Origin of the sequence: Legionella gratiana, from assembly GCF_001467695.1 — a bacterium.
GTDB lineage: Bacteria > Pseudomonadota > Gammaproteobacteria > Legionellales > Legionellaceae > Legionella > Legionella gratiana.
The window spans coordinates 481,067-492,999 of record NZ_LNYE01000029.1 but is presented as its reverse complement, the minus strand read 5'-3'; the positions used below and the strand labels follow the sequence as shown (position 1 = coordinate 492,999).

Here is an 11,933-nt window from a genome sequence, read left to right as displayed (position 1 = left end):
TTAGCAACGGAGTGTAACATGAAAACAACAAAATATAGCTCTAATTTAATCAACCAATTACCAAATAACAAGCCTGTCGTATATGAAATTCAAACAGCAGGTGGCAATAAAAATTATATAGGCACAGCTAAAAGAGGCAGGGTAACAGGCAGGATTGCCGAACATATTGGCACTATTCCTGGAGCTCAGGTTAAAATAAAGCAATTTTCATCGATACAAGAAGCTCGCAAAAGTGAAGCCAAACAAATATCGAAATTCCAACCAAAATATAACAAGCAAGGAAAATAAAAAAACTATTATTACAAAATAGATGCAAAACTGGAGTAGGTTCTAAAATTACTTTCTAGCCTGATTTAAAATAAGGGGAAACAAGGCAATGATAGGAACTGAGCTCGCACAATAACTCTTCTTCTTTTGGATGTTTTGCATCTATATATACATAATATGTTGGCTCAGGCTTGTCTGAAATCTGATTAAGCATATTTGAGCTGTGATATAGATCTGTAACCGTATTGTGATCAGAAACATAAATAGGTATCTTTTTACTGCCATAAGATTCAAAATTTAATTCATCAAAATATATACGCCATTTATTATCTTCATCTTCTTGATCTTTATATCGTTCAATTATTTTTTTTGCATCAAATCTTCGGGAAGGATTTATTAGAAAACTGTTTGGCAACTCTCTGTTACAAATCTTGTGCGCCACTCGTCCAGCAATTGAATCTTCGTTTGACAATCTTCTCAAAACTATCCAAATATCATCATCGGTGATTTCTTTATAATAATTAAAAGAATTATCAACAAAATCATTTCTATTAGATTCATTGTTGTCAGTATTTTTATTTATTATTCGCTTGTATTCAAAGTAATTCTTCATAAACAAAAATAATGGCGATTGAGCTAATTCTGCTATATCTAAATGACCTTCTAAATTCTTTAAAAAAGTTGAAATTAAATATTCTGATGAGTTTTTCTTCCCATGATAGTATATGTATTTTGTCATCAATCTTCTTGACAAAATATAATGCTCAATTGCTCCGATACCTTTAGGAGTAATACAAATTACTGTGTCACCATTGATTTCTTGTTGTTTCATACAGGATATAATCCATTGCAAGTCAATATTGCCGTATGGAACTCCGCAAAAATGACTGTCTCGCAGCAAATAATCTAATCTATCTACATCTAACTGTGAGGCAATCAATGGGTCATAATACTCATGATGATTAGGATCAATAAAAACATTAAGAATATCTTCCTTTAAGTCACATTCAAAGGAATCAATAAACTTAGGAGTCCATTGTTTATCATGTGATATTTTTCCCTCACCGAACCCTTTAAAAATGGACTCAAAAGCGTGAGAAAAAGGCCCATGGCCAATATCATGCAGTAAAGCAGCCCCCATTATAATTTTTCTATCACCATTATTTATGTCTAATTGGTCACAAACCAACTTACCTATATAACAAGCCCCAAGAGAATGGCTAAACCTAGTATGAACTGCTCCGGGAAAAACCATATCAGCACAACCCAGTTGCTTAATCCTTTTTAATCTTTGAAAAATCGGTTTATCAATAAATTGCTTAATTAATTCCTTCTCGTCTTTGCTAAAAGACATAACACCATGAATTGGGTCTGTGATGATATGGTTTCTTGATAATTGCGATTTCTTCATCACTACTCCATTAGCCCCGACAATTATATAAAAATATAGCACATTGGATGTCCATTCATCATCTGTGACAATGCATTTTTTCTGCGTCACTGCAATTTATGTGCAGTGACGCAGAACACAACCCTTGATTTTACTTCGTAAAATCAACACATTACTGTATTTTGTCCTGACGCCAGACTGGCGTCAGGACAAAATTGTTCTCTTTTAACCCTTGCACAGCAAGCACCACTTTGATATTTTTTAATGAAGCACAACTGAAGAGCTGGCGCGATTCCAGCGAAACGTAATCCAACGTCTTGTGCAAAGCCACTTTATTCCCTAACTCTGTGGCTGGACGTTCAGTCGGGAAAATCATCTAGGAATCTCTGTCATCCGACAGGGCAACTCCCTCGGGAGTTTAAGTCAATTTATTTCAATTTGACCATGGACTTGTGACAAAGCCCATCGTTTTGTCGTTTTTATTAATCAACAACACAAGGAGGAAATAACCAGAAAAACTGTTGTAAATCGGCGAGATCGTTTGCCTTATAACGATTGTTTTGCCCCCCACTTCGAGCTTTATGGCTTTTGCCAGGTTTCATCTTTGAGTGAGCCGCTCGACCAACACTAAACCAGAGACAGGGCAAATGAATTTTCGGATTGGATGATGAGAAAAAATTCCTTAAGACAAGCTGCAAACCGGTACTTTCAACTTGATAACCGAGGCAGCTACCAAGAAAAGAAAAAACGCGCATACGTCATACAAAAGATGATTGATGATCTATTCCGTATTGGAGATGTTCCTACTTCATGGCAAAACATGAAATCAGAGCATATTCAAAAACTGGTTGGATATTGGAAAAGAAACCATGTTAAAGATGCAACAATTATGCGTTATATGACAATTATTAGAAATTATTTACTAAGCATTAATTGTCCAATACAGAATATAGACAACAAGTCTCTGCAATTGCATCGAAAAATACTAAAACCCCAACGATTAAAATGGCAACCCAATCTCTGGGAATCGTTCTCTGAAATGACATCACGCATTATTATGGCCTTACAAACAGAGTTTGGTTTGACCTTTAGTGAAGCAATACAGATTAAACCTGGAATCCATATCAAAGAGCATAAACTTTCGCTCACGAGAGAAATCACTTTTAACTCGGTGGACAGAACGATCCCTTTCAGAAATGAAATTCAAAAAAACGTCGTATCTGACTTAGAAAAACTAACTAATAGACAAAGTTTGGTACAATTTTTTGGTTATAAACAAGTCAAACTTAGCTGGAATCATACCCTCATGGCTTTTGACGTACCCGTAAAAAAGTCCTGGCGTTATCTATATGCAAAACAAATGTATCAATACTTACTGCCAATATTAGGTAACTATCAAACCTGTTTGATATTACAGGATGAACTTGGAATAAAATCTCGCAACACACTATGGACATACCTGCATGAGTAAATCAAAACTTAAAAGCGCACTATTTTCTATCAACGAATGTATCAAAGAACTAAGTGTATATTCCCATGCCAGTAAAGCTGATACACGCCATATATTGAATCGTTGCATCAAGGATCTGCATGAGCAAGGTTTTATGGTAGCTCATATCAAGGGACTAAAATCAAAGCACATCCATGTGTTAGTAGAGTACTGGAAAAAACAGGGTAAAAATCCGGCCACTATCAAAAATTACATGTCTAAACTCAGGAAATTATCCATCTGGCTTAATAAACCAGAGATAATCAAACCTAGCAATGACTATTATCAAATTGATAACCGAAATTATGTACCCACATACAATAAAGCTATCACTAATATAGACTTCTCAAAATGCGAAAATCCAATGATACGCTTATCTCTTGAGGCTCAATACCTCTTTGGTTTACGTCGTGAAGAGTCGATGAAATTGGTTATAAGCGAAGCTTGGTTTGGCGAACGTTTGATATTAAAATCAAGCTGGACTAAAGGCGGAATTGGAAGAGCCATAGATATTACAAGCAAGGAACAAAAAGAATGGCTAGAAAAAACAATAAAACAAATCTCTCCTGGCCATTCATTGATCCCCAAAAATAAAACTTATAAACAGTATCTGAGGCAATATCAAACTGAGACAGAAAAGTTAGGGTTGAAAAATTGTCATGGTCTGCGTCATGCTTATGCTCAAAGAAGATACCACGATTTAACCAGGCAGTTATCGCCTGATAAACAACCATTCAAATGTCCCATTGAAGGTGGAAAAACATCTAAATATTTATCTCAATCAGAAAAAGCCATAGACAGAGAAGCTCGTGAAATTATAAGTAGAGACCTCGGCCACTCCAGAATATCTATAACCAAAAGTTACCTCGGTTAAGAAGGAACTGCTTTCCTTAAATGGTGGCCATAAAAAACTTCAATCCCTCTAAAAAAACTGTTTTCATGCCAAGCTAAGCAGTTTGTTTTTGCAAATTTACGAACTCATTTAGAGACATTTTACATATACCAGCACAGGTATAAAGACCATCCGCAGACCTGCTAACTATATGCTTCCATTTCTTACTCAGATATGTATCTACAGTCGATGCACTCCACTCAGCAGCCTGCTCCAGCTCATCTAAGGAAAAGCTCTCTGAGCAAGCCTCTTTCTCACAAAGAAAATAAAACGCTAACCTTGTTTTTCTATGATCAGACATAATTCACCTAACAGGTAATAATTATATTGATCAATTATAGAACAAATTCATATGCCTATCTATTTAGGTGACTGATTCAAATACGTTCATTTAATATCAACAGTAAAAAACGCTTGCGTTCTAATACTGGCTTGATAATCTGAAAGCAACACAACTGATGAGTCAGTGCAATTCTGACGAAACCACCAGGTCTTGTGATATGCCATCTTGTTCCCTAATTCCATGGCAAAGCGTTTAGCAGGGAAGCCCTATCAGGAGTTGTCTTTACGGCTTTACGCCCGAGGAGTGCTTCGAGCACATCATCATTAATAACCAGGTAAATCAACCGAAGTTTCGGTGATCTTTTTTGCATAACCCAATTGGGATTCATAGTCCCTTTGGGGCTAATCCTCTTTAGACCTAAGGAGCATACCATGCAACAGCAGGAACCAGCGCAACTTGAAATTGAACATTTGCTATTTGAACTGAATTGTTGTGTCAATGATTTAAGTCGTCACCGACTGCAAATTAATCCCTATGACATTCAGCAAGCAGAGTTAAGTTTGCACAAACTGGAGTCCCTGATTTCATTTGTCAAACAGTTTGATACTCAACGGATTGCTTGTTAATTGAAGCAAATTAAGTCTTATCCGCATAACAGAAAATCATCTGCCTATGCGGATGTTTTTCTGTTATGCCGTTCACATTTAACAATAACAGGAGAATACAATGACCGCATCTTTAAACCAGGTTCAATTAATTGGCAATCTTGGTGCTGATCCCAAAAACATCACTGGGAAAGACGGACAATCTTTTGTCACCGCTACTTTGGCAACTAATGAATCATTCAAGAAGAATGATGAATGGCAAACCAGAGTGGAATGGCATCAACTGGTGCTTTTTGGAAAACTTACCAAAGTAGCTGAATATTTAAAGAAAGGTTCGCAAGTATACCTTGAAGGTAAACTGCGTTCTAATCAATGGACTGACAATGAAGGTAAGACACATCAAACCTTAAGCGTCGTCGTCAATCATATCCAGCTACTTAGTCACTTCAAATCTGCTGATGAATCTAGCAACAAGACCGCAGAGCACCACATGGTGCAAATGCGTGAAATGTTGCAAACCGATTCAGAAGAAATTCCGTTTTAATCATACCCTACCACGGGAGCAAGCTCCCGTGTGGGATTGCTCCCTTTATACAAGGAGATAATCCCATGGACACCCCTTCAATCTACGTCGCGTGTTTAGCCTCATACAACAGTGCCATCCTGCATGGTGTTTGGATAGATGCCACACAAAGCGAAGATGACATTATGGAAGAAATCTGGGAAATGCTGGATAACAGCTCTGAACCCAATGCTGAAGAATATGCCATACACGATTATGAAGGATTCGGCAGCATCAAAATCCATGAGTATGAGTCAATAAGTAATATTGTGGAGTATGCTTCATTTATTAAAGAACACGGAGAGCTAGGCTTAGCTCTTCTCTGCGATTATTCGGTAGATGATGCACAAACCATGTTGGAGGATCATTACCAAGGTTGTTATGATTCAGAGGTTGATTTTTCTAGGCAGTTATTTGATGACTGTTATGCCCATCAAATGCCGGATAATTTGATCTGCTATTTTGATTTTGAAGCTTTTGCTCGGGATCTTTTTATTAGTGATTATTGTTCGGTAGAGTTTGGTGGACAGGCATATATTTTTGCGAACTATTAAGCCCCTCTTTGGGGCATCTTTTTTAATACTTTAAACTCTAAAATCACTTTGCAACTTCTATTAGGTTTTAAAAATTTTATGTTATAGGCTGTTGGTCCAATGTTACAATAATCGATTATTTATCTCGAAATGAACTGAAATGGGTTCTGGTGTATTTATAATTTTATCCGCAATCCTCCATGCAGCATGGAATACATTTGCCAAACGCAATTCAACACCCTATTACGAAGTATTGGGAATTATGAGTTTTGCAACTATATTCTCGCTTGTATTTATTCCTTTTTTCTCAGGTCCATTATTTAAAACATCTGATTCCTTTTTATGGGCACTAACCTCTGGTTTATTTGAAGGAGGTTATATAATCACACTAGCTATTTGTCTTAGTCAGTATTCACTTGGGAAGGCCTACATTATTATGCGAGGAAGCGCCATGATAATTGTATGGTTTATTTCGGCATGTTTCCTTGGTGAAAATATAAATTTATCTAATATCATAGGTGTATCATCAGTTCTTTTTGGATTGATACTTACAAGCCAAACTTTTAACCCCGATCAATCAAGGCAATTATTATTTCCGGTTTTATGTGGCATCTGCATTGCTGGTTATCATTTATGCTACGGTCGTTCTTTAGCATATGGGGCAAACCCAGCTGCACTCTTTTCTGCAGCTTTATGGATTGCTTTACCTTGTGTTTATCTTTTGATGAACAAAGAACAAAAACAAGTATTCAAAGAGCAAATTAAATCCAATTGGAAAATAACTTCTCTAGGAGGAATTATAAGTGCATTGTCCTTCTTGCTATTTTTAATCGGATTGCGTCATTCTGAAGCTGGACTAGCCCTTACTCTTCGTAATACCTCCGTGGTATTTGCACAAATATTTGCTTATTTTATTGGTGAAAAGATTTCCCAATATCAGTGGATTGGAGCCTTCCTAGTGGCTTTGGGCGCTAGCTTAATATATCCATACTAAAAGTGCATAAATCTATTGATCATTTGTCTTCTATAAGTTGACAAAGAATTCCCTTCAAATACGCTATAGAGTTATTAGCGCTAGCGCTTAGTTGCAGTAGATAAGCATTTTCATTATCCCACCAAAGGGCATCATGTGGTCCATAACAATTATTAAGACTTGCAATGTATATATTGCTCGCAATCATACTACTCTTCGGACTTAAGACGGTTAAATTAAAATTACTATAGCCACTAAATGAATTCATACTAGGCAATCTAGAGAGGGCTGGCTTCTTTATTGGAAAAGAGGCTTTATTGAAAACACGAAACCATGCCATTTGATTTTTCTTTCCATTCTTCGGAAACAGGACAAATTGAATTTCTTCTATTTGATTTTCGTTACCATAAATAATTTGGCTATCTGGAATAAAGTCTAAGTTAAGTTGGTTTGAGTACTTGATATAGCAATCCGGCTTGCTGCCTCTAAAGATATTATGCATTGGCCATCTTAAATTCCATATGCTTGAGGGAGGTTTATATTCATTTCTATTAATGCACGCATTTTCTATGCAGTTGCGGTAACGTGACCAATAGGATAGTTCAAAAAAACTCTTTTCTAAGATTTCACTTGATGATGAAAGAGGAGAAAAAAATTTACAAAGTTCCAAGAACTCTTCATCGCTCAAATTTCCTTCAAGAAGACGAAGTTCAATATTAGTTCCATGAGATAAAAAACTTAATGTTTTCGATTTTGAATAGTCATAACCAATCCAACAAATATTTTCCTGATTCAATACGTGGGGTTTCATTTCCCAAACCCAATGATCGTAAAGAGCAGCGTGATCTAATGTTGATAAAGGTCCAAAGTCATACAAAAATTGCTTACATCTTAAGAGAGCATTTTTATACTTAATGTAGTAGTAATAGGAAGAGAAATGAGCCGAACACCAAGAAGACCATTTTTTAAATTGATAATGGCTTGGTTGTTCATTATAAGGAATATCCTCTACTCTAAGTTTAAAATTAGATAAAGCTGCCTCGTCAGAATGGGGTATTGAGATAACAAAATTTACTTTTTCCTGAGCTAGTGTAGGTGTGATTTGATGCACTAAGTTCATTTCATAATTCCAAGCATATTCAGATTAGTTATCTATAATTTGGTGGGGCTAAACTAATTAAAATAATTGTTAGATTGAATGTTCTTTTTCCGCCTCTTTCGTTTCATGTATTTTCTCATTGCTCATAAAAAAACCCGTTATTGATGCTCTTACATGATTACCAGCTGCCTTTTCTACTTTTTTTATGCAGTGCAGAATATTATTTTTAAAAATAACCAACCTATTGGGTTTTGGGACAATATAATATCCAACTCCATCATCAGCATATTTATTCAATTCAGCGCTATTTAGATGGTACCCTACTTTTTTCTTCTTATCATTGATTAACGTCACTTCAGGATAATCGAAATCAAGTTGAGGAGTAGGATTTATTAGTAATTCAGCTCCCCAATTTATGTCCCAAATTGGATGGCAGTAATATACATAGGCTCCTGAAATTTTATACTTACCATCAGTATGCCAAGAAAGTCCTGATCCTCTAGGATATAGATAAGGTCTCGCATAGAAAAAATCCCAATCTCTATCCTTGAAACCAATTAAATGAGAATAATCAGAGGATCTTGCAATTAATTCATTTATAAATAAATCAATGGTTGAGTTTGTAGGGTAAACTTTCTCTGTTGTGCAAGCTTCCGGCCTAGGATGAGAAATAGTAACGCTGCTCCATAGAGGAGATCCATCCTCGAGACTAAAAGCATTTACCCATTTAGAAGAGTGAACAAACTTGAATTTTTCAGTTTGAATAAAATTCCAAATTTTTTCAAAAGATGGTTGCTCCAGGAAATCATCAATGACCGCTAGAACATCATTGTTAAAAACTAATTTCATATCAATATAAAACTATAAAAGGAGATACTTATATCTCCTTTATTTACCAAGGCATATATTCATCCTTATCTTCGTCGGTATCAATTCTATTAGAATAATATACGTTCATAACATCTCCTAATTAATATCCTTGAATAACAGTATTGGATTATAATTTTATTATTTGATCAAGACAATCATATTAAGGAGTGTTTTTTTACACTATGATCTATATAAACTCACAAAATGATCATTTATATTGTATTTTGTTCTCATTTAAACCGAACTTATGGTTTTAGAAAATTATAGGGTTCGTGTTAGGGTGTTCTGCGAATGATTAAAGCTGCTCCTAATTGGGAAAGAACCAGAATACCTAATGTTATTTTGATATCAATTAATGTCTATTAATTACATTTCAAAACTGGTACCAAAAACGGTACCAAATTTTTTCAATTTTTAACTTTCTATTTGTAACTCATTGATTTTACCATGCCGCTGAGAGGAGTCGAACCTCCGACCTCTTGATTACGAATCAACTGCTCTACCAACTGAGCTACAGCGGCTTATGAAAAAGTATACTTAAGTTAAATGATGATGCAACAGCTTATACGCATTATTTGTTTTGTTCTAACCTAAAACGAAATAGAATCGTTGAGTAATTAGTTTTATTGAAAAATAAAATAAAATTGGCTTTTTTTGCTCGTTCTTGCAAAACTAAATATGAATGTCCTAACTTTAGTTAACAATATTTTTCACCAAACTAGCAAAAAAATATTCAAATAGATAAAAAATAATTTATAATGGTATGCTGAATAATTTTCTACATCAGTAGAAAATGAATTTAATGTAACATAGGAAATATTTTTCTGCTTTTTTAATTAAGAATAGTTTTAAATTATTGCAGATGAATATAACATAGCGTCACCAAAATCATGTCAACCTGTGAGAAATAAACAGCTCGTGAAAAATAGTACAGTAGAGACAGAAAGAACCGTTAAAGACAGTGGTTATAGCCGCAGATTAAAAGACCGTCATGTGCAACTTATTGCATTGGGGGGGATTATTGGTTCAGGCTACTTTTTAGGCACAGGTGAAGTCATAAACCTGGTCGGACCCTCTGTATTTTTAGCTTATATATTAGGCGGTTTAATCATTTTCTTAACCATGCTTTGTATGGGTGAACTTGCTGTAGCTATTCCCATTTCAGGTTCCTTCGTTACTTATACTGCTGACTTTATATCTCCATCAGTTGCTTGTGGTGTGGGGTGGTCTTATTGGATTAGTTGGGTGGCGTATATCCCCGCTGAATGTGTGGCGGGGGGGATAATTATGGAAATGTTTACTGGGGTAAATGGCTATGTATGGGCCATTTGTTTTGGTTTACTTATTACTTATATTAACCTTGCAAAAGTAGATACTTTTGGAGAAATTGAGTTTTGGCTTGCTTTAATTAAAATTTTAGCTTTATTAGGCTTTGTTATTCTATCGATTTTAATTTTCTTTGGCTTAATTCATGGTACAGCGTCTAATGGCATAATTGGAACTAGATATATTTTGGGTGACGGCGGCTTTCTTCCTAATGGAACTATGCCGTTGTTAACAGCCATGGTTCTTTTGTTAGTGAATTATCAAGGATCTGAAATCATTGGTCTTGCTGCTGGAGAATCAGAAAATCCGGCAAGAATGATTCCACATGCTATTAGAAATGTCACTTTAAGAATTCTTTTCATCTACATTATTCCGGTATTTTGCTTGGTATTAATTTTTCCTTGGCAAAAAGCAGGTTTATCAAACTCAGTATTTGCTGATGCACTCAATTTCTATAATCTAAAATGGGCCGGAACAGTAACCAGCTTTGTGACCCTTAGTGCAACTTTATCTTGTGCTAATTCTGGATTTTACGGCACTGTACGCGCTTTGAATGCCCTAGCCCGTGATGGAATGGCACCGCATACCTTTGCAAAATTTAATGAAAATTCTGTACCCAGAAATGCGGTTATTGCAACATTAATAACCATTTGGATCCTTTTGGGTGTAGGTTACTTTTTTGGACAAACAAAGCTCTATATAGCCCTACTGCTTGTATCTGGTTTTACGGGTACACTTGCATGGATATCTTTATGCACATCACAGATTCGTTTTAGAAGCAGATTATATCAAGCAGGATATACAACAGCAAATCTCCGCTATGTAACCCCATATTCACCCTATACCGGGATTCTTGCAATCATACTCATGTTTATTGCGTTGTTTTTCTTAGTACTCAATAAAGATCCAACCTATAAAATCGCTTTCTATATTGGTATGGTTAGCTTTGTGATTCCTATAATAATATATAAGATCTTTGATTTATCCAAGAAGAGGAAAAAAGCTTTACACTTAAAAACTCGAGTTAAATTTCATGATCTATTTCCCCCAGTTTGATTGTACTGTTCAGGGGGACATACAATTAATGTAACTTTTGTCCATTAGGTACTTTTGGATCAGTTGTAATCAAACATATAGCTCCATTCTCATCAGAAAATCCAACTAATAAAAACTGAGATATAAAACCTGCAATATTCTTTTCGCCTAAATTGACACATCCTACTACGGATCGTCCCAATAAAGACTCCGGAGTGTAATGGACTGTGACTTGTGCAGAAGTTTGCAAGATACCTATATCCTTACCAAAATCAACCCATACCTTATATGCTGGTTTCTTTGTACGTGGAAATTCTTCAACTTTAACAACTGTGCCAGAACGCAATTCTATTTTTGCAAAATCATCATAAGAAACTATCATTTCAAAAACCTCTTTTCTCTTAATTAAAAATTAAACCTAGAAAAAACGGTGATTCCATAGTGAGCGAGTTAAAAGTGCTGAAGATGTTGGATTTTTTAAATTTTTTTGTTCACCGTAGTGGTAACTACTTTCACAAAAAAATTTAAAAAAATCAGGAAGGTTAAGTACTTTTAAGCTCGCATAGTAAGACCCAACTGCTTTTTCTAGGTTAAAATACCTCTACCTTA

The 11,933-nt window shown here is 35.3% G+C and carries 14 protein-coding genes and 1 tRNA gene; 8 read left to right on the top strand and 7 right to left on the bottom strand.

The genetic code is table 11. The features are described 5' to 3' along the window. Positions 1-18: 18 nt before the first annotated feature. Positions 19-288 carry a hypothetical protein gene (locus Lgra_RS15175; RefSeq protein ID WP_027219607.1) on the top strand — a complete coding sequence of 90 codons (270 nt, stop codon included), beginning with the start codon at positions 19-21 and terminating at the stop codon, positions 286-288. 55 nt (positions 289-343) lie between these two features. On the opposite strand, the gene Lgra_RS15170 is transcribed toward Lgra_RS15175, so the two are convergent. After that, positions 344-1,678: an HD domain-containing protein gene (locus Lgra_RS15170; RefSeq protein ID WP_016356816.1), complete on the bottom strand. Its 1,335-nt coding sequence runs from the start codon at positions 1,676-1,678 to the stop codon at positions 344-346. A 151-nt stretch (positions 1,679-1,829) separates the two neighbouring features. After that, a complete protein-coding gene (locus Lgra_RS15165) occupies positions 1,830-2,033 on the bottom strand; it encodes a hypothetical protein (protein ID WP_027219608.1) in 204 nt (67 codons plus the stop codon). Between the two features lie 291 nt (positions 2,034-2,324). Here Lgra_RS15165 and Lgra_RS15160 point away from each other — a divergent pair, with 291 nt between their 5' ends. Both Lgra_RS15160 and Lgra_RS15155 read left to right on the top strand, forming a co-directional pair. Then, positions 2,325-3,128, top strand: coding sequence for a phage integrase N-terminal domain-containing protein (locus Lgra_RS15160; RefSeq protein WP_027219609.1), 804 nt, complete (start codon positions 2,325-2,327; stop codon positions 3,126-3,128). Next, complete coding sequence (locus tag Lgra_RS15155; protein ID WP_016356814.1) at positions 3,121-4,020, top strand: phage integrase N-terminal domain-containing protein; 900 nt, start codon at positions 3,121-3,123, stop codon at positions 4,018-4,020. Before Lgra_RS15160 ends, Lgra_RS15155 begins: the two co-directional genes overlap by 8 nt. A 73-nt stretch (positions 4,021-4,093) precedes the next feature. On the opposite strand, the gene Lgra_RS15150 is transcribed toward Lgra_RS15155, so the two are convergent. Next, on the bottom strand, positions 4,094-4,339 hold the full coding sequence (locus tag Lgra_RS15150) for a hypothetical protein (protein WP_032828807.1): 246 nt from the start codon (positions 4,337-4,339) through the stop codon (positions 4,094-4,096). A gap of 413 nt (positions 4,340-4,752) precedes the next feature. Here Lgra_RS15150 and Lgra_RS15145 point away from each other — a divergent pair, with 413 nt between their 5' ends. From Lgra_RS15145 to Lgra_RS15130, 4 genes are all read left to right on the top strand, one after another. After that, a complete protein-coding gene (locus Lgra_RS15145; protein ID WP_011946067.1) occupies positions 4,753-4,947 on the top strand; it encodes a hypothetical protein in 195 nt (64 codons plus the stop codon). A gap of 100 nt (positions 4,948-5,047) precedes the next feature. Further along, a complete protein-coding gene (locus Lgra_RS15140; protein WP_016356813.1) occupies positions 5,048-5,470 on the top strand; it encodes a single-stranded DNA-binding protein in 423 nt (140 codons plus the stop codon). Positions 5,471-5,535: 65 nt separating this feature from the next. After that, positions 5,536-6,042, top strand: a complete 507-nt coding sequence (locus tag Lgra_RS15135; protein ID WP_016356812.1) for an antirestriction protein ArdA — start codon at positions 5,536-5,538, stop codon at positions 6,040-6,042. A gap of 139 nt (positions 6,043-6,181) precedes the next feature. Then, complete coding sequence (locus tag Lgra_RS15130) at positions 6,182-7,015, top strand: EamA family transporter (RefSeq protein ID WP_016356811.1); 834 nt, start codon at positions 6,182-6,184, stop codon at positions 7,013-7,015. 19 nt (positions 7,016-7,034) lie between these two features. Here Lgra_RS15130 and Lgra_RS15125 read toward each other — a convergent pair whose 3' ends face one another. The 3 genes from Lgra_RS15125 to Lgra_RS15115 form a co-directional block, all read right to left on the bottom strand. Further along, positions 7,035-8,114: a hypothetical protein gene (locus Lgra_RS15125; protein ID WP_016356810.1), complete on the bottom strand. Its 1,080-nt coding sequence runs from the start codon at positions 8,112-8,114 to the stop codon at positions 7,035-7,037. A gap of 69 nt (positions 8,115-8,183) precedes the next feature. Continuing rightward, positions 8,184-8,942 (bottom strand): 2OG-Fe(II) oxygenase, encoded by a 759-nt coding sequence (locus Lgra_RS15120; protein WP_013101289.1) that lies wholly within the window; start codon positions 8,940-8,942, stop codon positions 8,184-8,186. Positions 8,943-9,411: 469 nt separating this feature from the next. Next, a tRNA-Thr gene (locus tag Lgra_RS15115) sits at positions 9,412-9,484 on the bottom strand. A gap of 397 nt (positions 9,485-9,881) precedes the next feature. On the opposite strand from Lgra_RS15115, the gene Lgra_RS15110 reads away from it, so the two are divergent. Continuing rightward, positions 9,882-11,345: an amino acid permease gene (locus tag Lgra_RS15110; protein ID WP_172468387.1), complete on the top strand. Its 1,464-nt coding sequence runs from the start codon at positions 9,882-9,884 to the stop codon at positions 11,343-11,345. Positions 11,346-11,370: 25 nt separating this feature from the next. Here the strand turns inward: Lgra_RS15110 and Lgra_RS15105 are convergent, their stop codons facing one another. Continuing rightward, complete coding sequence (locus Lgra_RS15105; protein ID WP_058500087.1) at positions 11,371-11,706, bottom strand: tRNA-binding protein; 336 nt, start codon at positions 11,704-11,706, stop codon at positions 11,371-11,373. Between the last annotated feature and the right edge of the window lie 227 nt (positions 11,707-11,933).

Excerpts from the sequence above, each read along its gene's own strand:
- Lgra_RS15150 (WP_032828807.1), bottom strand. The coding sequence starts at position 4,339 with ATGTCTGATCATAGAAAAACAAGGTTAGCGTTTTATTTTCTTTGTGAG.
- Lgra_RS15155 (WP_016356814.1), top strand. The coding sequence starts at position 3,121 with ATGAGTAAATCAAAACTTAAAAGCGCACTATTTTCTATCAACGAATGT.
- Lgra_RS15125 (WP_016356810.1), bottom strand. The coding sequence starts at position 8,114 with ATGAACTTAGTGCATCAAATCACACCTACACTAGCTCAGGAAAAAGTA.
- Lgra_RS15130 (WP_016356811.1), top strand. The coding sequence starts at position 6,182 with ATGGGTTCTGGTGTATTTATAATTTTATCCGCAATCCTCCATGCAGCA.
- Lgra_RS15145 (WP_011946067.1), top strand. The coding sequence starts at position 4,753 with ATGCAACAGCAGGAACCAGCGCAACTTGAAATTGAACATTTGCTATTT.
- Lgra_RS15160 (WP_027219609.1), top strand. The coding sequence starts at position 2,325 with ATGAGAAAAAATTCCTTAAGACAAGCTGCAAACCGGTACTTTCAACTT.
- Lgra_RS15165 (WP_027219608.1), bottom strand. The coding sequence starts at position 2,033 with ATGATTTTCCCGACTGAACGTCCAGCCACAGAGTTAGGGAATAAAGTG.
- Lgra_RS15120 (WP_013101289.1), bottom strand. The coding sequence starts at position 8,942 with ATGAAATTAGTTTTTAACAATGATGTTCTAGCGGTCATTGATGATTTC.
- Lgra_RS15175 (WP_027219607.1), top strand. The coding sequence starts at position 19 with ATGAAAACAACAAAATATAGCTCTAATTTAATCAACCAATTACCAAAT.
- Lgra_RS15140 (WP_016356813.1), top strand. The coding sequence starts at position 5,048 with ATGACCGCATCTTTAAACCAGGTTCAATTAATTGGCAATCTTGGTGCT.
- Lgra_RS15170 (WP_016356816.1), bottom strand. The coding sequence starts at position 1,678 with ATGAAGAAATCGCAATTATCAAGAAACCATATCATCACAGACCCAATT.
- Lgra_RS15105 (WP_058500087.1), bottom strand. The coding sequence starts at position 11,706 with ATGATAGTTTCTTATGATGATTTTGCAAAAATAGAATTGCGTTCTGGC.
- Lgra_RS15135 (WP_016356812.1), top strand. The coding sequence starts at position 5,536 with ATGGACACCCCTTCAATCTACGTCGCGTGTTTAGCCTCATACAACAGT.